Below are 21,189 nucleotides of genomic sequence, written 5' to 3'. Positions count from 1 at the left end.
CGCGGTGACGCGGTACGCCGGGCGCGTGACCTCGGGCTTCCGCGATCTCCCCCGCGAGGGGTGAGGCACGAGACGCCACCGCGGCGGTGCGATGGGGGGAACGTGCCGCAGCGCACCGGTCCGACTCGGCGAGGTGAGACGACGTGAAGCACTGGCGGGCCCTGGCAGTCCTCGGTACGGCCCAGTTCCTGATGGTTCTGGACACCTCCGTGATGAACGTGTCGATCAGCCGGTTGGTCGAGGACTTCGACACGGAGGTCACCGCCATCCAGGCCGTGATCACCCTGTACGCGCTGGTCATGGCAGCGTTCATGCTCATCGGCGGCAGGCTCGGGGACATTTTCGGACGGCGCCGCATGTTCCTGGCGGGGCTGACCGTGTACGGGGTGGGGTCGGCCCTGACCGCCGTGGCGCCCACGCTCTGGGTCCTCACCCTGGGCTGGTCCGTCATCGAGGGGCTCGGGGCTGCCATGGTGCTGCCGGCGATGGCGGCCCTGGTCGCACAGTCGTACCGCGGTCGCGACCGGGCCGTCGCCTACGCGGTCATCGGGGGCCTCGCCGGAGCCGGGATCGCGGTCGGCCCGCTGCTCGGCGGCTGGATGACCACGTACCTCACCTGGCGGCTGGTCTTCGCGGGCGAGGTCCTGGTGGTCGTCGCCGTGCTGCTGTGCCGGCGGATGATCGCGACGCCCGCCTCGACCGGACCTCGGCCCCGGCTGGACAAAGTGGGCGCGGTGCTCTCCGCCGCCGGGCTGGGGCTGGGTGTGCTCGGGGTGCTGCAGAGCAGTACCTGGGGCTGGGTGAAGCCCCGCAATCCGCCGTTCACCGTCCTCGGTTTCGCCCCCACCCTGTTCGTCGTGGGCGCCGGGCTCGCCGTGCTGGCCGTCTTCCGGTTCTGGGAGCGGCGGCGGGAGGGCCGCGGCGCCGCCCCACTGGTGCACCTGTCCCTGCTGGACAGGCCGGTGCTCCGGGCCGGCCTGACGACGCTCCTCGGCCAGAACCTCATCCTCCTCGGTCTGTTCTTCGCCATTCCGTTGTATCTGCAGGTGGTGCAGGGCTTCGACGCCTTCGAGACGGGACTGCGCCTGCTGCCGGTGTCGGCCACCATGCTGGTGACCTCCCTGTGCGGTTCCTCGCTGGGACGCAGGATGGGGCCACGCGGGGTGGTGCGGCTGGCCCTCACGATCCTGGCAGCGGCCGTCGTGTGGTTGCTGGCCACCATCGACCCGGTCATCGACGACGCGCAGTTCGCAGGAGCCATGGCCGTACTGGGCGTCGGCGTCGGCCTGCTCGCCTCGCAGCTCGGCAACATCATCCAGTCCGGCGTCGGCGAGGACGAGCGCAGCGAGGCCGGAGGGCTCCAGTTCACGGCACAGAATCTCGGCTCGGCGCTGGGCACCGCCCTCATCGGCTCCATCCTGGTCGGCGCGCTGGCAGGCGCGTTCACCACTCAGGTCGCGGACGACCCGCGGCTGTCCGCGACCGCCCGCGAACAGGTCGGGGCCCGCCTGGAAGCGGGCATCACCTTCGTCTCCACGGAGCAGGTGCGTTCCGCGGCCGAGCAGGCCGGGCTGCCACCGTCCGAGGTCGACGCCGTCACCGAGTCCTACGCCTCCGCTCAGCTCGACGGGCTGAAGGCGGCGATCCTCGCCACCGGAGGCGTTGCGCTCGCCGGTTTCCTGGTCACCGCACACCTGCCGAGCGCGCGGGTGGGCCGCTCGCCCGAGAGCGCCCCGGGCACCGCGGTCGGACGCGCGGACTGACCTAGGAAGGAGATCTGGGTGTCCAGGAATACGAGCGGGGTCGGGCAGAGCGCGGCCCGACGGGAGCGCCGGGCCGACCATCGTGCCCACGCGGACTACACCGGCGGCGTGTACGGGTCCATGCTCGCGGCCTCCGTCGCCATCGGTGCCGGATCCCTGGGTTCCTTCCCCCGTGCCGAGTTGGTCCTGTTGCTGTTGCTCACCAGCCTGGTCTTCTGGATCGCCCATGTCCACGCGGAACTGTTCGGAGCGCGTCTCGCCCAGCATCCTCCGGACCGACGGCTGATCCTGCGCGTGTGCCGTGACGAGTGGCCCGTCGTCAAGGCGGCCGTACCGCCGGCCGCGGCCATCGCCGTCAGTCCCCTGCTGGGGCTCGACGTCCGGGGCGCCGTGTGGCTTGCGCTGTGCGTCGCCCTCACCGGACAGGTGGGCTGGTCCGTCGCCGCGGCACAGCACGCGGGCGCCTCACGACGGCTGATGGCCGCCACCGCGACGGTCAACGTACTGCTCGGTCTGGTGATCGTCGCCGTCAAGATCGCAGTGACGCACTGACGCACTGGCACCGCCTGTCCGACTCCTCTGCCCTCCTCCTGCTGCTGACTTCGTTGCTCGCTGCGGCTGCTGGACGTCGTCGGTGTCTGGCTGCCCGTACTGACCGTCGTCCTCGCCGCGCTCGCCGTGTGGACCGCACCGGCCCACCGGGTGATGCTGATGGCCACCGCGACCGGCGTCGCCGCGACGACGGCGCTGCTGCTGGTGGCTCTGGCGGTACTCCGCCGGGCCTACCTGGACTCGGTGCCGCCCGCCGCGCTGCCGCCCGACGCGGCGGCGGCCGTCTACGACACGCTCGTCCACTTCCTGCGCGACAGCGCCCGCACACTGCTTGTCGTGGCGGTGGTCACCGTGCCGGTCGCGTATCTGTACGGGCCGGGGCGTGCCGCCCGTGCCGCCCGAGGGGCGGCCGTGCGGGCCACGGCGGCCGCCGGCCGGGCCCTGCGTCGAGGCGGTGTGGACACCGGGTCCACGGGACGTCTGCTCGCGCGGCACCGGACGGGCGCCACCAGCAGCGTCATCGTGGCGGGAGCGCTGATCCTGCTGTTCTGGAACCACCCCACGGTCACCGCCGTGGCGCTCGTCCTCGGGATCACCTCGGCCGCCCTGATCGTCCTGGCGGTGCTGGCGGCGGCGGCCGGACCGGCACGTACGTCGCCGCGCCGAACAGTCTCCTGAACGAGCGTGTGGGCCCCCGGGCAGGGGCATCGGCCGCACTCACCCGCGCCGGGTGATGCCGGACGGCGAGGCCCGTGACCACCCTGAGGTCAGCAGGCAACAACGGCCGGGCATGCCCGGGACGGAGGACGGACATGAGCGCACAGACCTATCTGGCGTACGACTATCCGCTGCTGGGGGCCTTCTGGACGATTCTGATGATCTTCCTGTGGATCATGTGGTTCGTCCTGCTCCTCCGCATCGTCACCGACATCTTCCGGGACGACGGGCTGAGCGGCTGGGCGAAGGCCGGCTGGCTGGTGTTCTGCATCCTCCTGCCCTTCCTCGGCGTGTTCGTCTACGTGATCGCCCGCGGCAGGAACATGGGGCGCCGCGAGACGACGCGGGCCCGCGCGCAGCAGGAGGAGTTCAACGCCTACGTCAGGAAGACCGCGGCCGGCGGATCCAGCAGCGCCGACGAGCTGGCCCGGCTCTCCGAGATCCGGGACCGGGGTGCCATCACGGACGAGGAGTTCCGCAGGGCGAAGGAACTGGTCCTGTCCGGCAACGGCCACCCAGGACGCGCGGAGACCGTCGGCACCGCAGGCACCGGCGCCTCCGCACGCTGAAACTCCCACACCCGAGAAACGAGGTCCGAGATGACCGCGACACACACCCACCCGGCTCACACCGCGAGGCAGGAATGGGCGACCGGTCTGACCGCCTTCGCGGCAGTGATGCTCTTCCTCGCCGGCCTGCTCACCCTCTTCCGGGGCATCATGGCCATCGCCGAGGACGACGTCTTCGTCACCACGCCCAACTACGTCTTCGAGTTCGACCTCACCACCTGGGGCTGGATACACCTCGTTCTGGGCGCGCTCGCCATGGTCATCAGCGCCGGGCTGCTCAGGACGGCGGTGTGGGCGCGGGTCACCGGGGTCGCCATCGCCGCCCTTGTGATCATCGCCAACTTCCTCTCCCTGCCGTACTACCCGGTGTGGTCCGTCGTCATGATCACCATCTCGGGCTTCGTCATCTGGGCCCTGTGCGTGGTGAAGCGCGGCGGCGACCTCCACGACCTGCCCGGGGAACCCCGGTCGCGATAGCGACGAGGCAGGGAAGAAGGGGCGACAGGTGGGGTCACGAGGCGACGAGCCGAACGCGCCGCGAGCGGCGGGCGGGCCGGGCGGTCACAGTGCCGCGCGAGCCCGCGTCGCCCTGCTCCTCCTGCTGGGCGGCGTCCTGACACCGCTCGTCGCCGCCGGTCCGCGCAGCGTGCTGTGGGTCCTGGTCGGCATCGCGGGACTCGTGCTCGCGGCCGTCGGCGTGTGGTGGGCCCTGGCACACACCGGTCTCGCCCGCATGGTCGGAACGGTCCTGTCGGTGGCCGCGCCCCTCACCGTCCTCGCGCTCTACGCCACGGCCGACCTGCTGGGCCCCGCCCTGGTATCGCTGGGCCTGCTGGCACTGGCCGTCCTCGCGGCACGCTCGGCCCTGGCGCCCGCTCCCCCGGCCTTTGAAGCGACCGCCGTGACGCCGCGGCACCCGTGGGTGCTCATGAACCGCCGATCCGGCGGCGGCAAGGTGGACCGGTTCCGTCTGGCGGACAAGGCACGGGCCGCTGGCTGCCGTGTGCACGTGCTCGGCCCCGGTCAGGACGTCACCGCGCTGGCCCGGCAGGCCGTCGCCGACGGGGCGGACCTGCTGGGGGTGGCGGGCGGCGACGGCACCCAGGCGCTGGTCGCCGACGTCGCCGCCCGCCACGACGTGCCGTTCGTGGTGATCCCGGCCGGAACCCGCAACCACTTCGCCCTCGACCTCGGCCTCGACCGCGACGATCCGACAGCGGCGTTGGAAGCCCTGACCGCAGGTGTGGAACTCCGCGTCGACCTGGGATACGCCGCGGACCGCGTCTTCGTCAACAACGCCTCCTTCGGCACGTACGCGGCCGTCGTCAACGACCCCGCCTACCGGGCCGCGAAAGCCCGTACGGTCTGGCAGACCCTCCCCGGACTGCTCACCGGCGACAACGCACCCGCTCTGCGCATGACGGCCGACGGACGGCACGTGACCGGCCTCCAGGCACTGCTCGTCAGCAACAACCCCTACGGACACGCCGCTGAGGTGTCGCGCCCGGGGCGCAGGGAGCGGTTGGACACAGGACTCCTCGGTGTGGCGTGCGTCCGGGTCGGCAGCACCACCGAGGCGGCGCGCCTGGCGAGCCGCCCCCGCTCCGGGGGCCTCGTCCGGCTCACCGCCGACGAGGTCGTCGTCGAGGCCGGCACCACCACCCTGCCCGTCGGCATCGACGGGGAGTACGTCGACCTGCCCTCTCCCGTGGTGTGCCGCAGCGCGCCCGGAGCACTGCGGGTGCGCGTGCCACGCCACCGGCCCGGTGGATCGAGGCCCCGGGGGCCGGCGCCCGACTGGCCGCGCGTGGCCCGGCTGGCACTGGGCCGGCCGCCGCCCCGCCTGGGGTGGTCCTGAGCGGAGGTGCTCCCGGACGGCCGTCCGCGTGCCCGGACGGCCGTCCGGAGCGACACTGGGAGGGATCGCGGGACGGTGTCGGCCCGGCGTCGGCGCCACGGACGATCCCGCGTCCAGGCCACCGCGATGGCACCCCCGCTGCCGGAAGGGCATGGACAATGTGCCGCTGGATCGCCCGCTCGGGCGCACTCGATCCGCCCGGCCGGGCTCCGTGTCGGCCGGAGCACTCCTTCGGGCCCGCGTACGCCGACGGTCCGGGATCGCGGGGCTGAGGGCCGTGGTGGCGACCGACCGCACGACCCGGGCACCGGACGGGACGAGCACCGACCCGCTGGGCGATCCGTACCTGCTCACACGGTTCGCTTTTCCGGCGCGGCCTGCGACCTTCCTGCGGCGGCAGCGGCTCGTCGCGCGCCTGAATCAGGCTCTGCGCACACCGCTGACGCTGGTCAACGGCCCGGCGGGGGCCGGCAAGACACTGCTGGTGGCCGACTGGGCCGCGGGGCTGCCGTCGCCGGTCGCCTGGCTGACCGTCGAGGCGGGGGATCACCGGCCGGGGGTCTTCTGGGCCTACGTCTTCGAGTCCCTGCGCGTCAACGGGGCACGGGCCGCCGGTGCCGTCGGGGCCCCCGCGGACCCGGCCGATGTGGGACGCGGACTGCTGGCCTCGCTCGCCGCCGAGTTGAACGACCGCGACCGGCCCGTGGTCCTCGTGCTCGACGAGTACGACCGCATGACCGCGCCCGAGGTCGCGGAACAGCTGGAATTCGTCCTGCACCACGCCGGACGGGGACTGCGCCTGGTCCTCGTCACCCGCACCGAACCGCTGTTGCCGCTGCACCGCTACCGGGCCGCCGACGAGCTGACCGAGCTGCGCGGCGCCGAACTGTCCTTCACCTCGGAGGAGGCCGACGCGCTGCTGCGGCTGCACGGACTGCGCCTTCCCGCGCATGCCGCGTCCGCCCTGGTGGAGCGCACCCGGGGCTGGGCCGCCGGGCTGCGGCTGTCGGCCCTGGCGGCCCAGGAGAGCGCCGACCCGGAGCGGTTCCTGAAGGAGTTCGAGGCGGGCCGCAGCACGGTCGCGGACTTCCTGCTGGCCGAGGTCCTGAAGGGGAGGACGCGGGAGGCGCAGGACCTGCTGATGCGGGTCAGCGTCCTGGACCGCTTCTGCCCGGACCTGGCCGACGCCCTCACCCTGCGCAACGACGCCGAACCGCTCCTCGCCGAGCTGCACCGGCAGAACGCGTTCATCGAGCGGCTGGGGCACTCCTGGTACCGGCTGCATCCGCTCTTCCGGGAGATACTCCGGGCCCACCTGCGCGAGCGGCTGCCCGGCACGGAGACGGAACTGCACCTGCGGGCCGCCCGATGGCTGCGCCGTTCCGGCATCGTCGAGGAGACGCTCGTCCACGGCGCCGCGGGTGGCGACTTCGATCTGGCCGCCGGCGCGCTCGTCGACAATCTGGCGATCGGCGAGTTCTTCACGGGCCTGCGCTCGGACTCCCTGGCCCAGCTCTTCGCCGGCATGGGGCCCGAGGCGGGGAGCGCGGCGAGCGACCTCGTGCGGGCGGCGGGCGCGCTGGCCCGACGCGACCTCGACCGCGGACTGTGCCGGCTGCGGCGGGCTCAGGAACAGTTGTCCGACGCCGGAGACGGCCCTGACCTGGCGGCGGCCCGGCTGAGCTGCACACTCCTCGAGGCGCTCGCGGCCCGGCTCACCGGATGCCCCCCGAGGGCCGAGCGGGCCGCCGCGACCGCCGAGGAACTGCGCCGGGATCTGCCGGACCGGCTGCTGGACGAGCATCCGGAACTGACCGCCCTGCTGCTGACGCACGTGGGTTCGGTCCGTCTGTGGGAAGGGCACTTCGACCACGCACGTGCCGCGCTGACCCGTGGTGCCGGTGTTCCGAGCGGGTCCGCCACCGTGGTGCCCCGTACGGAGTCGATGGGGCACCTGGCTCTGGCCGACTACCTGAACGGCTGGCTCGGCCGGGCCGAACGCAGGGCGCTGGCCGCGGTGTCCGAGGGGGAGCTGGCGGGTCTGCACCGGCCTCCCGGTGCCGGCCTCGGCCGGCTGGTCCTGGCGGCGGTGGCCGTGGACCGTCAGGAACTGGGCCGGGCCCGGGCCCTGCTCGACGAGACGGCCCTGCTCCCGGCCCGGGAGCACGATCCCGTGCCGACGGCGGGCCGGGCACTTGTCGCGTCACGCCTTCTCCTCGCCGACGGGGAGACGCCCGCCGCCGCGGAGGCCGCGGAGCCGGCCGTGTCCGCGGCCGTGGCGTCCCCCTGGGCGCGGAGCCACGCGGCGGTCGTCCGTTCCGCCGCCTGTCTCGCCGACGGGCGACCGGACGAGGCCGTGCGGTTCCTCGACGGCGTCCTCGGCGACCAGCCGCTGTACGCGGTGGAAGCGGCGGCGATCCAGGTCGCCGCGGGGCACCCCGACTCGGCGGCCGAACTGCTCGACGCCGTCCGTGCCGGGGGACGCGCCGGACCCGCGGTGGGTGTGGGGGCGGCGCTGGTGCGGGCCCGGGCGGCGCAGGAGTCGGGGGAGAGCGACACCGCTCGCAGACTCGTCGCCCGTGCCCTTCTCGACGCCCGGCGCGAGCGTCTGCGGCGCCCCTTCCTCCAGGGAGGGGACTGGATCAGGCCGCTGCTGGCCACGGCCCCGCTGCGCGAACTCGCCGAGGGCTGGCTCCTGCCCGGCCGGCCGGGAGGGCACGGCGGGCCGCGGCGGCCCGTGTCCGATCCCCCACCCCTGGTGCCGGTGGAGCTGAGCACACGCGAGCGTGACGTCCTGCGGCGGCTGGCGCGCATGATGACCACGGAGGAGATCGCGGCCGACATGTACGTGTCGGTGAACACGGTCAAGACCCACCTCAAGAGCACGTACCGGAAGCTGGCGGTGAACCGGCGCGGCGACGCGGTGAACCGCGCCCGCGAGCTCGGCCAGCTGTGAGGGGACGCGGCGAGAGCGCGTGGTCCGGGTCCGTCGAGGGGGGGAGAGAGCGGGCCCTGCCGCGCGGTGAGGACGCGGAGGGAGAAGAGGGAGAACCTGGTGTCCGAAGGTACGAGCGGGGCCGGACGGGCCCCGGACCGAGGGGGTGCCGGGCCGACCACCGGGCCCGTGCGGACCGCGCGGACCGCGCGGGCGGTGTCTACGGCCCCATGCGACGGCCGGTGGTCACCACCGCGGGCGGTCGACGTACTGCTGGGCCTGGTGATCGTCGTTCTCGGGATCGCGTCGACGCACTGGGACCACGGCCGCGGTCACCTGTAGCGGGGGAGGCCACCGGGGGGCGACGAGGGGCACGATCGTCACAGAAGCACCGCCCGCGCCGAGGCCCGCGCCGAGACCCGGGGCGGTGTCCCGAGCCCGGCCGGTGGAAGGTCCGCTCGTGCGCTACGAGATCCGAGTCGAGGGACACGTGTCGGAGACGCTCACGCACGCGTTTCCGGAGATGGAGCACGTCGTGATGTCGGGCCAGACCGTCCTGTTCGGCACCGTGATCGACGAGGCCCAGCTGTACGGGTTGCTCGTGCGCTGCCAGTCGCTGGGTCTGCGCGTCATGGAGATGCGGCAGCTTCCGGAATGACGGCGCCGGGGGCGGTCACGGTCCGGCTTCCTGCCCCGTCGGCCCCTGCCCCGTCGGCCCCTGCCCCGTCGGCCCCTGCTCCGTCGGCCCCTGCTCCGTCGGCCCCTGCTCCGTCGGTCCCTCACCGGGGTCGGTGTGGTCCCGTCGCTGCCGGTGGAGACCTTCCTGCACCGCGCTCGCCAGCACCCGGGCGGCGACCCCGACGAGCAGCAGCCCTCCCATCATCTGCACCATCGTGAGGATGCGCCCCGTCCGGGAGCGTGCCGTGATGTCTCCGAAGCCGACGGTGGTGAACGTGGTCAGGGTGAAGTACAACGCGTCCGTCCGGGCCAGCGGTTCGCTGAAGGAGCCGGGCGCGGAGCGGTCCAGCAGGTAGTAGGAGCCGGCGAAGAGGACCAGGAACAGCGACAGCGTGGCCGCCAGGCCCTCGACGGCTCTCAGCCGCGGGTGGGGAGAGCGTGTGATGGCCCGCACCTCCCAGGTGAACACCAGGAGGACCGCCAACAGGCCGCATGCCAGCAGTACCGACGTGCCGACGGTGAGCCGCTCGTCCAGCGGCAGCAGGTAGTAGGCGGCGACGAGGCCGGCGGCGATGAACACGGCGCGCACGAGGGTGACGGCGGCGGCCCGTCGGGAGCGGTGCCCGCCGTGGCCGGCCGGCCCGGACGGGGTCCGGTCCCCGTCGTGCGTGGTCGTCTCACTCATCTCAGGTCTCTTCGTCCCGTCACGGTTCCTTCGCCGCCGTCCGGATCGGTGGGCCGATCCCGTCCCCGGCTCCACCTCCATGCCCCGGCGCCCGGCCGGGATCACCCCTGGCGGGTGAACCCGGACCTCGATGCCGGACCACGACACTGGAACGGACGCGTACGGACGTTTTGGCGTCCACCGACCGACCGCCCCGTCCGTCGGGCGACCCGGTGCCGGCCGGCCGCCCCATGAGGAGGCGCCACGACCGCGCCCCGGGACCGGCGGGACCTGCCGGCCGGCTCGCCAGGGCCCGGCCGAGCCCGCCGCGGCGGCCCGCGGAGGCGCCCCCACTCACCCGTGCCGGGTGAGGCCGCGCGGTGGACCCGTGAGCACCCTGAAGTCGTACGGAACGACGGCCGGGCACCGCCCGGGACGGAGGTCGGACATGACCGCACAGACGTATCTCGCTTACGACTACCCCCTGCTGGGGGCCTTCTGGACCATGCTGGTGATCTTCCTGTGGATCATGTGGTTCGCCCTGCTCTTCCGTGTCGTCGCCGACATCTTCCGGGACGACGACCTGAGCGGCTGGGGAAAGGCCGGCTGGCTGGTGCTCTGCGTCGTCCTGCCCTTCCTGGGCGTGTTCCTCTACGTGATCGCCCGCGGCAGGAACATGGGGCGCCGGGAGGCGATGCGTGTCCGTGCGCAGCGGGAGGAGGCCGACAGCTACATCAGGATGACCGCGGCCGGCGGGTCCAGCAGTGTGGACGAGCTGGCCCGGCTCTCCGAGATCCGTAACCAGGGCGTTCTCACGGACGAGGAGTTCCGCAGGGCGAAGGACCTGGTCCTCTCCGGTCGGGGCCCGGCGGAACGCGCGGGCACGGCAGGCACCGGCGCCTCCGCCCGCTGACACACCCGCATCCCATGAATCGAGGTACGAGATGACCGCGGCACACACTCATCCGGCACGTACCGGCAGGCAGGAATGGGCGACCGGTCTGACCGCCTTCGCGGCAGTGATGCTCTTCCTCGCCGGCCTGCTCACCCTCTTCCGGGGCATCATGGCCATCGCCGAGGACGACGTCTTCGTCACGACACCCCACTACGTGTTCCAGTTCGACCTCACCGGCTGGGGCTGGATCCACCTCGCCCTGGGCGCCGTCGCCATGATCGTCAGCGCCGGGCTGATCAGGCCGACGACATGGGCGCGGGTCGCCGGCGTCGCCATCGCGGCCCTGGTGATCATCGCCAACTTCCTCTCCCTGCCGTACTACCCGGTGTGGTCCGTCGTCGTGATCACCGTCTCGGGCTTCATCATCTGGGCCCTGTGCGCCGTGACGAGCGGACCGCGAGCAGGGGAAGCGACGAGAAGGAGGGACAACTGATGACTCGGGCGCACACGGGCAGGGCGCACACGGGCAGGGCGCACGCGGACAAGGTGCATACGGACGGGTCGTACTCCTCCCGCCCCGCGGTCCGCCGCCTCCTGCCGTTCGCCGTGATCACCGCGATCGCCCTGGTCTTCATCTTCGAGAACCGCTCGAACGTCGAGATCCGCCTCCTCGTTCCCCTGGTGACGATGCCCCTGTGGGGCGCCCTCCTGATCGCCTGGGCCCTCGGCGTCCTCGCCTGCGTCTTCACGGTGCGACGCCGGTCGCACCGGCACTCACGATGAGGTCGCGGCGGCACAGAAGAAACAAACTGCACACAAAACACAGACGCACGCGTGTGTACGATGTCGACGTATGTAATCTTTAGTCGAAATCGACTGCCCGTGTACGCTGGAAATCATGACGGATGATTCCGCTTCCTCGGCCGGGCCCCTTGTCACCGGTGCCGAGATCGCTCGGTTGGCCGGGGTCACCCGGGCCGCCGTCTCCAACTGGCGTCGGCGGTACGACGACTTCCCCGCACCGGCGGGAGGCGCCGCGAACAGTCCGCTCTTCGCGCTCGCCGAAGTCCAGGAATGGCTGGACAGGCAGCGCAAGGGCCAGGAGGTGTCGCCCGAGGTCGAGCTCTGGCAGACCCTGCGGGCCGTGTACGGGGAGCAGATGGTCACGGGGCTGGCGGCGGTGGCCGCGGCGCTCCGCGAAGAGCACGCGGCGCCCGGCGGAGTACCCGGGGCAAAGCTGCCGGACGAGATCGCCACCCGGGTACGGGAGCTGGCGCGCACCGAAACGCCCGTCACTCTCGTGAACGGGCTGACGGAACGGCTGTTGGACTCCGCTCGGCGCGCGGGGTCGGACCAGGTGACGTCCGAACGCGTGGTGCGGGCGGTGCGTCACTTCGCCCCCGAACTGCCCGGCGACGCCACGGTGTTCGACCCGGCCGGCGGCATCGGGGTGCTGCTGCTGGCCGTGGCCCCCGAGGCGGGGACGCGTTGCTACGGACAGGAGCTGGACGCGGACAGCTCCCGTTTCGCGCAGCTGCGCGCCGAACTCCTGGGCCGGTCGGGCGTGCGCGTCATGGCGGGGGACTCACTGCGCGCGGACGCGTGGCCGGACCTCAAGGCACAGCTGGTCGTCTGCGATCCGCCGGCCGGTGTGACCGAGTGGGGGCGGGAGGAACTGCTGCTCGACTCCCGCTGGGAACTCGGCACCCCGTCCAAGGCCGAGGGTGAACTCGCCTGGCTCCAGCACGCCTACGCGCACACGGAGCCGGGCGGCCACGTCCTCATGGTCATGCCCGCATCGGTCGCCTACCGCAAGGCGGGCCGCCGCATCCGGTCGGAACTCGTACGCCGGGGCATCGTGCGTCAAGTGGTCGCCCTGCCGCCCGGGACGGCGACCTCGCACGCACTGCCCGTCCACCTGTGGTGTCTGCGGCGTCCCGAGAGCGCGGCACGTACGGACACCCACCAGACGGTGCGCATGGTCGACCTGACCGGCAACAGCCCCGACGGCAGCCTCGAACCGGGCCCCGACCAGGTCGCCGAGGTGCCCCTCATCGAGCTCCTCGACGACATCGTCGACCTGACCCCAGGCAGCCACCTCCGGCCCCGGGAACGGGACTACGCGGGTGAATACGCCACCCTGCGCGAGGAGTTGGAGGACAGGGTCCGCGGACTGGCCGCCGTCCTGCCCGAGCTCGCGGCGGGTGGCGGGCCGGGCTCACCGGCCGGTGCCACCACCAGCGTGGCGGATCTCGCCCGCGCCGGGCTCGTCGCGTACGACGGTCCGATGCCGGTGTCGGCCAGCGAACAACTCGACACCGACTACCTCCAGGGGTTCCTGCGCAGCTCCCTCAACACCCGTCGCTCCACGACCGCCGGCGGGACCTACCGTCTCGACGGCAGGGGTTCGCGCATTCCCCGCATGACCATCGACGAGCAGCGCCGGTACGGTTCCGCCTTCCGAGCACTGTCCGCGTTCGAGGAAGGGGTGCGCGAGATCGGCGAGTTGAGCCGGCGGCTCGCCGAGGTCGCCCGCGAGGGCATCGCCACGGGAGCCCTGGCCCCACCGCAGGAGCAGGAGAAGCAGCAGCAGGAGAAGTGAGCGGGTGGCCGGTCGGGCCGTGCCCGGCAGGAGCGGGCTCCGGGTGCCGCTCCACGTCAGGCTCAGTGCCTGGCGGGCGCGGGTGCGGGCGACGAAGAGCAGGCACCGTTCGCGGAGCAGGTCGGCGTCGTGCTGGAGCGGGTCCGCCTCGCGTGGAGTGATCTCGCGGGTGAACGGGACGGTGCCCTCGGTGACGCCGAGGACGGAGACCGCGCGGAACTCCAGCCCCTTCATCGCCTGCACCGTCGCAGGCCGTACGCCCTCCGCGCCCGGCGCGACCTGCCCTTTGACCGCGTCACCGGGACGCCCGCGGCGCGCCGTAGCCGTACACCGGCGCGGCGGCGGCCGAGGAGGAGTCGCACTCGACGTCCCGGACCACCGTCCAGCGGCAACATGTTGACGTTGTCAACGAATATTCGGACGGCGTAGGGTCCGGAGAGCCGCGTGGGTACCGGCTGCGGGCCACAGGCGGTCGGCTCTCCGGGGGAACGGGCGCATCAGGCGATCTACGATTTTGGTGACACGTCGGCCGTGGGCCGGCGTGTGTCGGCCGAGGGGGAAAAGATGATCGACTACCGCAAGGCGGAGAGCGTCCCGGTCTGGATGCTGGCGACACGCGATGTCCAAGTGCCCGCGGTGATCGGGGACGGGCCTATGAGCGCTGAGCGGTTGGGTGAACTGCGCGGCGTACTGGCCGCGTTGGCCGAGCAACCGATCGCCACGCTTGAGGCGCATCCGATGCCCGACAAACTCGACCGCAGCCGGGGCATCCCTCTCGATGCCGCCAGCCCGCTGGCACAGCACCTGTCGCAGCTCCTCACGCAGTCGGCGAAGGCGTCCGCCACGGCCGCCAAGGCGACGGCCTCGGGCGAGCTCCTGTGCCGTGTGGTGGTCCCCGCGAAGGTCGCCGCCGAGTTCGGGCAGGGGCTGGTTCGCTGGGTGGTGCCGAAGGGGTCGACGAGCGGGTTCCACGGCACTCTCGTGCACACCGCGACGGGCCAGTTCGCCGCCAACGCGACGCTTCTGCCGGTCGGCGGAGTGGCAGCGGCGGGCGCGGTCGGCGGTGCCGGGGCGACCGCCGGTGCGGCGGCCGCCGGGGGCGCGCTGCTCACCGTGGCCGCTCCGCTCGTGCTCATGGCCGTGGCGGTCGGGGTGAGCGCGCACGCCGACCGCAAGCGCCAGCAGGCCATCGCACACATCACGGACCTGCTGGAGCAGCTCCAGGAGGACAAGCTCGACGACGAGCACAGCTCGCTCAACGGCTGCCGCCCCGCCATCGACAAGGCCACGGCCATCCTGCTCGACCAGGGCAAGCTCGGTGCCTCCCTGGGTCTGGACACGGCGGTCAACACCATCGACACGGCACTGAGCAGGGCCGACATCCGACTGACCCGTTGGCGGAACGCGCTCGACAAGCTCCCCGACGGCGAGCCCGTCGAGATCGGCACGCTGAGCGAGGCGTTCCCCGGCATCGACGAGGAGGGCGGCACGTTCCGCACCCACCTCGAACTGGCGGGTCTCGCACTCGCGTTGAAGCGGCGGGTCAACGTCCTCCAGGCGGTCGAGGCGGCCCAGAGCGACCCCGACAACCTGTTCGAGAACTTCACCCGCACGCTCCGGGACGACGAACAGCGGCTCAACGAGTTGGAGTCGGGCCTCTCCGGAGTGCTGCTGCGCCTGTCGACGCTGGAACTGGCCCGCCCGAAGAGCGTGCGGCCCGTCCTCATGACCAGCGAGGTCGACCGGCTGCTGCGCACGGCGTACCGGATCCGCGGTCTGGGCGACGGCGTCGCGGCCGACGGCCGTCCGGCGGACGTGGCGATCGAGATCGCCCGCGACCGGGACGGCTCGGTGGTCGTGTTCCCCGCGCTGCCCGTGCGGGCGTAGGCGCGCGCGAGCCGCGGCCCGGCTCGTCGGCGCCGTCACGCGAGGGCCGGTGTCGTCAGGACCGCCCGGACCGTCTTGCCGCTGGGTGGGAACGGGACGCAGTCCCAGTGGTCGGTGAGGGCCGTGACGAGGGTCAGGCCGCGGCCGGCGGTGGCGAGCGGGTCGGGTGTGGGGGGCGCGGGGCGGGGGAGGGGGCGGAGGTCGCCGCGGGCGTCGGTGACCTCGATGCGGAGTCGGCCGGCGGACCGGTCGAGTGCGAGCGTGAGCGCCGGAGGCAGCGGCCCGGGACGAGCCCGTGCAGGACGGCGTTGGAGGCCAGTTCGGCGACGACGAGTTCGGCCCGCTCGGTGAGGTCCGGCGGGTCGTCCCAGGTGTGCGGTGCGGTCACCGCGAGGAGCCGGGCCCTTCACGATGCCTTCTTCCCGTCCGGCGATGCGTGCCTCGCCGACGATGGTGCCTCGCCTGGGGTTGAACCGGGTTTCCATCACGTTCCTCCAGAATTTCCGGGCGTGTTCGCTGCCCGGGCCGTGCTCGGCGAGGGGTCGTGCAGGTGCCGTGATCGGCGTTGGGCAGGAAGCGAACCTATGGACTGGACGGGAACGCTTGTAGGTTTTTGAGGGTCGATCACCTTATTGAGTGATCCTGGTGATGGGGTGACGCAGGTGAGGAGGGGCGGGCCGCGCGGGCGGGGGGCGGCCGTCTGTCCGGGGGCGCTGTCGGTGGTGGGTGGCAGGATCGCCGGCATGGTTTTCGTACGTACGACTCCGCCGCGGCCTGTCGAGGTGACCGAGCTCTTTCCCGAACTGGCTCCGCTGGCGCGTCCCGCGATCCGGCTGCATCCCCGCCCGGGATCGCCCTCGGTCGAGGACAGTTCCGTCGGGGGACCGTTGCTGTGGCCGGCCGAGGCGCCCTGGCCGCACTGCGAGGAAGCGCACCTGCACGGTGACAGCGGGTTCCGCGAGTCACCGGCAGAGGTGCGGCTCGACAGGCACCGGCGGGCCCGGCGGCATGAGGACCCCTACGGCCCCTCGTTCACGCCCGAGGAGGAGGCGGCCATGGAGCGGAAGGCCGCGAGGCTCGCGGAGCGACTCGACGCCGGCCCTCCCCTGCCCGCCGAGTGCCCGGTCCCCCTGCTGCCCGTGGCCCAGCTGTATCTGCGCGACGTGCCCCTGCTGCGGCCGCCCGGAGAGGCCGATCTGCTCCAGGTCCTCTGGTGCCCCTACGACCACGAGCCGGACTGGAAGCCCGCGACCGCGGTGTTCTGGCGCTCCGCCGCCTCGGTCGGCGACGTCCTCGCCGCACCGCCCGAACCGTATGAGGCCAACTACCCGGGCTACGTGCCGGAGCCGTGTCTGCTGGCACCGGAAATGATCACCGAGTACCCCGACAGCCTCGATCTGAGCCCGGAGCTGCGGCAGATGGTGGGGGACTGGAGCCGATGGCAGGCAGCCGGTGCGGTGGTGGACAGCTCGTACGAGGAGTACCCGCCGGAGTTCTACGACGGCAACCTGGCCGACGCTCCCGGCTGGAAGGTCGGCGGCTGGCCGCCGTGGGGCCGCACCGACCCGTACCCCCGGTACTGCGCTGTCTGCGAGGCCCGGATGGTCCCGCTGCTGACCATCGCCTCCTTCGAATGGGACGGTGGTACGCGCAGCTGGGCGCCGCGGGAGGACCGGGCCGCCGCCTACGCCCCCGGTCACCTCGCCGGCCTGTCCCCCGCGCAGCCGACGCGAGTGGAAGTGGGCAGCGCCGACAACATGCAGCTCTACGTCTGCCCCACCTCCCCCGAGCACCCGCACACCGACCTGATCCAGTGAACGGCCCGGCCCCCCGACTACGCGCAGGGGCAGGGGAGTTGGGGGGTCGCGCGGTTCGGGGTGCACGTCACCACGGCGAGGGTGAGGTACGTGGGGCGGTCCAGGTAGTAGCCGTACGAGACGTCGGCGCCCGCGTGCAGGCGTTCGGTGGCGGTCTGCACCAGGCGGGTCAGGCGGGCGGGGGCCCGGTCGGGCTCCGTCGCGAAGCGGGGGGCGTATTCGGCCAGGCGTTCGCCGAGCCGGTCCGCCGCCTCCTTCGGCTCGTCCCACGTGCTCCGGACCAGTGAGCGCGGCTTGACGAGCCAGTACGCCGTCTCCAGCGGCGGGAGGTCCGACGTGCGGAACTCGGCGGCCACCTGGCGGTAGCGCTCGATCAGTTCCGGCCTGCTCCCGGGCGGTGGCGGGCCGGGGTGCGGGGGCCGTCGCAGCGCTTCGTCGTCGAAGCGCGCCTTCGGGCCGGTCCAGAGGTAGGCGTGGTGGTGCCGCACGTGCGTTTCCGTTCCCGTTTCCGTTTCCGTGGTGAGGGGCACCGGCCGGACGCGGGGCAGTGCCCGGTCCGGCCGACGGCGGGGAGGGGAGGGCGGGGAGGGGGAGGGACGTCGGTCAGGCGCCGAGGCCGAAGCGCGCCGGGTCGATACCGGCGGCGTCCAGCTCCTTTGTGGTGAACCGCAGCGGCTGCGCCTGCGGCCGCTTGCTGTCGCCCAGCGCCCACGCGTCCTCGCCGATCCGCGCGAGCGTCACGCAGCCCTCCGTGCAGGGGCCTCCGCGCGCCTTCGTGAACGAGGCCCCGCCGATGTCGAGCGCGTACAGGTCGCTTCCGCTCCACATGACTGCCATGACTGCCATGACTGCGCCTTCCCGCTCGTCCGACGCGGCCGGGTCCGGCCGCCCGCCGCCCTCGGTGGGCGGCAGTGCACGGGGCCCGGGGCGCCCGCCCCGCTGTTTCCGCTGGTCAGCGGTGTGGGCGGACCTGGTCTCCCGGATCTCCGTGACCTCGGAGTGGCGGTCGGACGGGGGCGGGGACGAGTGTGGCACCCCGTACGGTGAGTCAGCGTACGGACACGAAGAGTGGACGGTACATCTGATTGTCCGTCAGGCTGGGGGTGTACGCGGGTGGCGTGAGCGCCGGTTGAGCGGTGCGGTGCGCGCACGACAGGAAAGGGGCGACGGGATGGACGTGGTCGGGGTCGAAGGGGAGGCGGCGGCCGGGAGTGCCGGTACGCGGGCGGCGGTTCCGGTGGGGGACTGGGAACGCGAGCCCCATCCGTCCGACAGCCTGCGGACGTTCGGCGCGTTCGTCCAGGCGCTGCGCGAGCACGCGGGGCTCAGCCGGGCCGACCTCGCCGCCCGGGTCCAGTACTCCAGGCACACGGTCGAGTCGGTGGAGCTGGGGCGCCGGATGCCGGACGAGGGGTTCGTCGAGCGGGCGGAGGAGGCCCTCGGCAACACGGGGGCGCTGCGCAGGGCCGCGCGGCACCTCACGCGGGGTGAGGCGGGGTTGGCGGCGTGGTTCCGGCGGTGGGCGCGGCTGGAGCGGGAGGCGGTGAGTCTTTGCACGTACGAGTGCCGGTTGGTGCCGGGCTTGTTGCAGTCGGAGGAGTACGCCAGGGCCGTGTTCGAGGGCACGATTCCGCTGCGGACGGACGAGGAGCTGGAGGTGCAGCTTGCCGCGCGCATGGAGCGGCAGGTGATGATGCGGGAGCGGCCGACGGTGCCGTTCAGCTTCATCGTCGAGGAGCACGTGTTCCGGCGGGGGTTCGGGGACGCGGAGGCGATGCGCGGGTCGGTGGACCATGTCCTCGAGCTCACCGCTCCGCGCAACGTGACGCTTCAAATGGTGCCGGTGGGGGCTGGGTTGCACGCGTGCCTGGACGGGCCCTTGCAGATCCTGGAGACCTCCGAGGGACGGCGACTCGGGTACTCCGAGGGGCAGCAGAACGGTCGGCTGATCTCCGACCCGAAAGAGATGATTCTGCTCTGCCAACGCTATGACACACTGCGCTCGCAGGCCCTGAACCCGACGGAATCCCGGGACCTGCTGGAGCGACTTCGAGGAGAGCTATGAACAGCGGTACGTCGGAACTCGCCTGGTTCAAGTCCAGCTACAGCGGCAGCCAGGGTGACAGTTGCGTTGAGGTTGCGATCGCCGAACAGGCCGTCCACGTACGGGACTCCAAGGACGTGAACCGCCCGGCCTTCGCCGTCGGCCGCGAGGGCTGGGGCCAGTTCGTACGGTTCGCGTCGGAGCGATGAGCGGATCGAGGGCGTGCCGTCCGCTGCCGGGGTGGCGGGCGGCACGCCTCACCGCGTTCAGGAGCCGTTGGCCTCGTAGCCGAGCGCTGCGCGGTCGATGAAACGGTCACCGAGGTCGCGCACGGGCGCGGGCTTCGGTTCCGGGGTGGTGCTCTCCGCCGTGCGCTTCTTCTTCGGGGCCGGCTTCTTGCCGCCCGTCTGCTCGGCCGGGGTCGCCTTCGCCTGCCTGGCCATCTTCGCGGCCGGCGTATTGCGCGCCTCGAACCTCTTGCGGAGTGCTGCGAGTTGCTCGCGTTCTAGCGGGGCCACGTCGGCGGGGAGGGCGTTGACGAGGGCGCGGGCCCTGCTGAGCGAGTAACGCGCCGCGTGCCACTTCTTCTTGCCGATCGCCGTGCGGGCCAGGTCGAGGGCCTGGTGCAAGGCCTTGATCTTCGCGGGCTGCCGCCGGGGTATCTCGGCCTCGGCCCCGCTGCTCCGCCGTTGCTTGGCGGCACGGGTGCCCCAGTCCGTACCCGAGGTCAGGACGACGACCGATCGGGGGTTGCTGCTCTGGCTTCGACGAACCACGTGCGTTGTTCCTTGGCTGAGCGGTGGGGCATGCCCCTCGGCCTCAAAGATGGCATGACAGTGTTGACATCGTCAACAGCATATTGCCCGTCCACCTTCATCTGGTCACAGGAACCGGCGGATCGGGTGTACCGCCGTCTCGCGCAGGCGCTGCCGGACGGCGCGGTGGTGCCAGCGGGTGCGGTCGATCGTCGTGCTGCGTTTCAGGTCGGCGTCGAAGTCGCGGTCCAGGCCCGCGGTGAACTCCGGGTCCAGGACGGCGAGCATGACCTCCTCGTCGTGGTCCATGGAACGCCGGTTGAAGTTGGTCGAGCCGATGAGGGCGGCCAGGCCGTCCACCGTGATGATCTTCGCGTGCATCATGGTCGGCTGGTACTGGTGGATCTCGACGCCCGCGTCGAGCAGGCGGCCGTAGTGGTGCTGGCCCGCCAACTGGCAGGCGCGCTGGTCGGTGTGCGGGCCGGGCAGCAGGATCTCCACCCGCACACCGCGCCGGGCGGTGGCGCAGAGCAGGTCGATGAAGTAGATGTCCGGGGCGAAGTAGGCGGTGGCCAGCCGGAAGCGCTGCTCGGCGGAGGTCAGCATGACGCGGATGAGGGTCTGCATGTCCTGCCAGCCGAAACTGGCCGACCCGCGCACCACCTGCACGACGGACGTACCGGGCTGGGCGTGCTCGGTGAAACGGTCCCGGTCGTCGTACAGCTCGTCGTGACACTCGGCCCAGTTCTGGGCGAAGGCGGCGGCGATGCCGTCCAGGGCCGGGCCGTGCACCTTGACGTGGGTGTCGCGCCACTCGTCGGGGTTGCGGGCGTCGCCGCACCACTCCTCGGCTATGCCGACGCCCCCGGTGAAGGCCGTGTGCTCGTCGACGATCAGGGCCTTGCGGTGGCAGCGGTGGTTCTGCTTCAGCGGTGACAGCCGTAGCGGCTTGCGGAACCAGGCGACCTGCACGCCGGCGGCGTCCATGTCGTCCAGGAGGTCCTGCTCGATCCGCTTGGCGCCGAAGCCGTCCAGCAGCAGCCGTACCCGTACACCGGCGCGGGCCCGTTCGGCGAGGGCGGCGGCGAAGTCGCGGGCGATCTGCCCCCGCCAGTACACGAACGTCATCATGTCGATCGTGTACTCGGCGGCCCGTATCGCCTCCAGCATGGCGGGGAAGATCTCGTCCCCGTTGCGCAGTGCGATCAGTTCGTTCCCCTCCGTGGCGGCGACGCCGATCAGCCGCTCCAGGCGGCGGCGCAGCCGCTGGACACCGGCCCCGGTCCCGGTTCCGGCACGGTCGACGTGGGGGCGCTGTTCGGCGACGGTCATGAAGGGTCCTTGACTGAGAGAGGGCTTGTCCCGGAGAACCCGTCCGTACGCCGTCGGGCACCGGGGAGTGTATTCAGTACCTGCCCGCGCCGACCCCTTCGAAGCGGTGTGCGGGTCCTCG

The 21,189-nt window shown here is 72.3% G+C and carries 22 protein-coding genes and 1 pseudogene; 16 read left to right on the top strand and 7 right to left on the bottom strand.

The window, feature by feature from the left end; translation table 11 throughout:
• Positions 1–143: 143 nt before the first annotated feature.
• From QFZ64_RS10710 to QFZ64_RS10675, 8 genes are all read left to right on the top strand, one after another.
• Positions 144–1,763: an MFS transporter gene (locus QFZ64_RS10710; protein WP_307064650.1), complete on the top strand. Its 1,620-nt coding sequence runs from the start codon at positions 144–146 to the stop codon at positions 1,761–1,763.
• 18 nt (positions 1,764–1,781) lie between these two features.
• Positions 1,782–2,315, top strand: a complete 534-nt coding sequence (locus tag QFZ64_RS10705; RefSeq protein ID WP_307064649.1) for a hypothetical protein — start codon at positions 1,782–1,784, stop codon at positions 2,313–2,315.
• 159 nt (positions 2,316–2,474) lie between these two features.
• Positions 2,475–2,993 carry a hypothetical protein gene (locus QFZ64_RS10700; RefSeq protein WP_307064648.1) on the top strand — a complete coding sequence of 173 codons (519 nt, stop codon included), beginning with the start codon at positions 2,475–2,477 and terminating at the stop codon, positions 2,991–2,993.
• A gap of 134 nt (positions 2,994–3,127) precedes the next feature.
• Positions 3,128–3,601, top strand: coding sequence for an SHOCT domain-containing protein (locus QFZ64_RS10695; protein WP_307064647.1), 474 nt, complete (start codon positions 3,128–3,130; stop codon positions 3,599–3,601).
• A 30-nt stretch (positions 3,602–3,631) separates the two neighbouring features.
• Positions 3,632–4,078, top strand: coding sequence for a hypothetical protein (locus QFZ64_RS10690; protein WP_307064646.1), 447 nt, complete (start codon positions 3,632–3,634; stop codon positions 4,076–4,078).
• A gap of 28 nt (positions 4,079–4,106) precedes the next feature.
• Positions 4,107–5,459, top strand: a complete 1,353-nt coding sequence (locus tag QFZ64_RS10685; RefSeq protein ID WP_373430584.1) for a diacylglycerol kinase family protein — start codon at positions 4,107–4,109, stop codon at positions 5,457–5,459.
• 151 nt (positions 5,460–5,610) lie between these two features.
• A complete protein-coding gene (locus QFZ64_RS10680) occupies positions 5,611–8,415 on the top strand; it encodes a LuxR C-terminal-related transcriptional regulator (protein ID WP_373430583.1) in 2,805 nt (934 codons plus the stop codon).
• Positions 8,416–8,854: 439 nt separating this feature from the next.
• Complete coding sequence (locus QFZ64_RS10675; protein WP_307064644.1) at positions 8,855–9,052, top strand: hypothetical protein; 198 nt, start codon at positions 8,855–8,857, stop codon at positions 9,050–9,052.
• Between the two features lie 15 nt (positions 9,053–9,067).
• Here QFZ64_RS10675 and QFZ64_RS10670 read toward each other — a convergent pair whose 3' ends face one another.
• The gene (locus tag QFZ64_RS10670; protein WP_307064643.1) at positions 9,068–9,757 is read right to left on the bottom strand and encodes a potassium channel family protein; all 690 of its coding nucleotides are present in this window, start codon (positions 9,755–9,757) and stop codon (positions 9,068–9,070) included.
• Positions 9,758–10,184: 427 nt separating this feature from the next.
• Between QFZ64_RS10670 and QFZ64_RS10665 the strand changes: the two genes are divergently transcribed.
• From QFZ64_RS10665 to QFZ64_RS10650, 4 genes are all read left to right on the top strand, one after another.
• On the top strand, positions 10,185–10,649 hold the full coding sequence (locus tag QFZ64_RS10665) for an SHOCT domain-containing protein (RefSeq protein WP_307064642.1): 465 nt from the start codon (positions 10,185–10,187) through the stop codon (positions 10,647–10,649).
• Between the two features lie 31 nt (positions 10,650–10,680).
• Entirely contained in the window at positions 10,681–11,124 is a 444-nt protein-coding gene (locus QFZ64_RS10660) for a hypothetical protein (RefSeq protein ID WP_307064641.1), read from the top strand.
• A complete protein-coding gene (locus QFZ64_RS10655; RefSeq protein ID WP_307064640.1) occupies positions 11,124–11,414 on the top strand; it encodes a hypothetical protein in 291 nt (96 codons plus the stop codon). The genes QFZ64_RS10660 and QFZ64_RS10655 overlap by 1 nt, the downstream gene beginning before the upstream one ends.
• A gap of 115 nt (positions 11,415–11,529) precedes the next feature.
• On the top strand, positions 11,530–13,233 hold the full coding sequence (locus QFZ64_RS10650; RefSeq protein ID WP_307064639.1) for an N-6 DNA methylase: 1,704 nt from the start codon (positions 11,530–11,532) through the stop codon (positions 13,231–13,233).
• Between the two features lie 24 nt (positions 13,234–13,257).
• Here QFZ64_RS10650 and QFZ64_RS35330 read toward each other — a convergent pair.
• A pseudogene (locus QFZ64_RS35330) lies at positions 13,258–13,547 on the bottom strand (3'-5' exonuclease); the annotation flags it as partial.
• Between the two features lie 250 nt (positions 13,548–13,797).
• On the opposite strand from QFZ64_RS35330, the gene QFZ64_RS10640 reads away from it, so the two are divergent.
• Complete coding sequence (locus QFZ64_RS10640; RefSeq protein WP_307064638.1) at positions 13,798–15,120, top strand: hypothetical protein; 1,323 nt, start codon at positions 13,798–13,800, stop codon at positions 15,118–15,120.
• 133 nt (positions 15,121–15,253) lie between these two features.
• Here QFZ64_RS10640 and QFZ64_RS10635 read toward each other — a convergent pair whose 3' ends face one another.
• Complete coding sequence (locus QFZ64_RS10635; protein ID WP_307064637.1) at positions 15,254–15,508, bottom strand: hypothetical protein; 255 nt, start codon at positions 15,506–15,508, stop codon at positions 15,254–15,256.
• 355 nt (positions 15,509–15,863) lie between these two features.
• On the opposite strand from QFZ64_RS10635, the gene QFZ64_RS10630 reads away from it, so the two are divergent.
• Positions 15,864–16,937: a hypothetical protein gene (locus QFZ64_RS10630; protein WP_307064636.1), complete on the top strand. Its 1,074-nt coding sequence runs from the start codon at positions 15,864–15,866 to the stop codon at positions 16,935–16,937.
• 17 nt (positions 16,938–16,954) lie between these two features.
• Here the strand turns inward: QFZ64_RS10630 and QFZ64_RS10625 are convergent, their stop codons facing one another.
• Positions 16,955–17,425, bottom strand: a complete 471-nt coding sequence (locus tag QFZ64_RS10625; protein ID WP_307064635.1) for a hypothetical protein — start codon at positions 17,423–17,425, stop codon at positions 16,955–16,957.
• A gap of 115 nt (positions 17,426–17,540) precedes the next feature.
• On the bottom strand, positions 17,541–17,765 hold the full coding sequence (locus tag QFZ64_RS10620; protein ID WP_307071644.1) for a DUF397 domain-containing protein: 225 nt from the start codon (positions 17,763–17,765) through the stop codon (positions 17,541–17,543).
• Between the two features lie 343 nt (positions 17,766–18,108).
• Here QFZ64_RS10620 and QFZ64_RS10615 point away from each other — a divergent pair, with 343 nt between their 5' ends.
• Complete coding sequence (locus QFZ64_RS10615; protein ID WP_307064634.1) at positions 18,109–19,002, top strand: helix-turn-helix transcriptional regulator; 894 nt, start codon at positions 18,109–18,111, stop codon at positions 19,000–19,002.
• The gene (locus tag QFZ64_RS10610; protein ID WP_307064633.1) at positions 18,999–19,190 is read left to right on the top strand and encodes a DUF397 domain-containing protein; all 192 of its coding nucleotides are present in this window, start codon (positions 18,999–19,001) and stop codon (positions 19,188–19,190) included. Before QFZ64_RS10615 ends, QFZ64_RS10610 begins: the two co-directional genes overlap by 4 nt.
• Before the next feature lie 57 nt (positions 19,191–19,247).
• Here QFZ64_RS10610 and QFZ64_RS10605 read toward each other — a convergent pair whose 3' ends face one another.
• A complete protein-coding gene (locus tag QFZ64_RS10605; RefSeq protein ID WP_307064632.1) occupies positions 19,248–19,757 on the bottom strand; it encodes a hypothetical protein in 510 nt (169 codons plus the stop codon).
• A gap of 105 nt (positions 19,758–19,862) precedes the next feature.
• Positions 19,863–21,068, bottom strand: a complete 1,206-nt coding sequence (locus tag QFZ64_RS10600; protein ID WP_307064631.1) for a phosphatidylserine/phosphatidylglycerophosphate/cardiolipin synthase family protein — start codon at positions 21,066–21,068, stop codon at positions 19,863–19,865.
• Positions 21,069–21,189 lie beyond the last annotated feature (121 nt).

It is taken from the genome of Streptomyces sp. B3I8 (assembly GCF_030816915.1).
In the GTDB taxonomy this organism is placed as follows: domain Bacteria; phylum Actinomycetota; class Actinomycetes; order Streptomycetales; family Streptomycetaceae; genus Streptomyces.
Note: the sequence above shows the minus strand (reverse complement) of the source record. Positions and strands in the feature narration are given on the sequence as shown.

Excerpts from the sequence above, each read along its gene's own strand:
- QFZ64_RS10600 (WP_307064631.1), bottom strand. The coding sequence starts at position 21,068 with ATGACCGTCGCCGAACAGCGCCCCCACGTCGACCGTGCCGGAACCGGG.
- QFZ64_RS10695 (WP_307064647.1), top strand. The coding sequence starts at position 3,128 with ATGAGCGCACAGACCTATCTGGCGTACGACTATCCGCTGCTGGGGGCC.
- QFZ64_RS10615 (WP_307064634.1), top strand. The coding sequence starts at position 18,109 with ATGGACGTGGTCGGGGTCGAAGGGGAGGCGGCGGCCGGGAGTGCCGGT.
- QFZ64_RS10700 (WP_307064648.1), top strand. The coding sequence starts at position 2,475 with ATGGCCACCGCGACCGGCGTCGCCGCGACGACGGCGCTGCTGCTGGTG.
- QFZ64_RS10690 (WP_307064646.1), top strand. The coding sequence starts at position 3,632 with ATGACCGCGACACACACCCACCCGGCTCACACCGCGAGGCAGGAATGG.
- QFZ64_RS10655 (WP_307064640.1), top strand. The coding sequence starts at position 11,124 with ATGACTCGGGCGCACACGGGCAGGGCGCACACGGGCAGGGCGCACGCG.
- QFZ64_RS10630 (WP_307064636.1), top strand. The coding sequence starts at position 15,864 with ATGGTTTTCGTACGTACGACTCCGCCGCGGCCTGTCGAGGTGACCGAG.
- QFZ64_RS10670 (WP_307064643.1), bottom strand. The coding sequence starts at position 9,757 with ATGAGTGAGACGACCACGCACGACGGGGACCGGACCCCGTCCGGGCCG.
- QFZ64_RS10620 (WP_307071644.1), bottom strand. The coding sequence starts at position 17,765 with ATGTGGAGCGGAAGCGACCTGTACGCGCTCGACATCGGCGGGGCCTCG.
- QFZ64_RS10680 (WP_373430583.1), top strand. The coding sequence starts at position 5,611 with ATGGACAATGTGCCGCTGGATCGCCCGCTCGGGCGCACTCGATCCGCC.
- QFZ64_RS10610 (WP_307064633.1), top strand. The coding sequence starts at position 18,999 with ATGAACAGCGGTACGTCGGAACTCGCCTGGTTCAAGTCCAGCTACAGC.
- QFZ64_RS10665 (WP_307064642.1), top strand. The coding sequence starts at position 10,185 with ATGACCGCACAGACGTATCTCGCTTACGACTACCCCCTGCTGGGGGCC.
- QFZ64_RS10650 (WP_307064639.1), top strand. The coding sequence starts at position 11,530 with ATGACGGATGATTCCGCTTCCTCGGCCGGGCCCCTTGTCACCGGTGCC.
- QFZ64_RS10660 (WP_307064641.1), top strand. The coding sequence starts at position 10,681 with ATGACCGCGGCACACACTCATCCGGCACGTACCGGCAGGCAGGAATGG.
- QFZ64_RS10640 (WP_307064638.1), top strand. The coding sequence starts at position 13,798 with ATGATCGACTACCGCAAGGCGGAGAGCGTCCCGGTCTGGATGCTGGCG.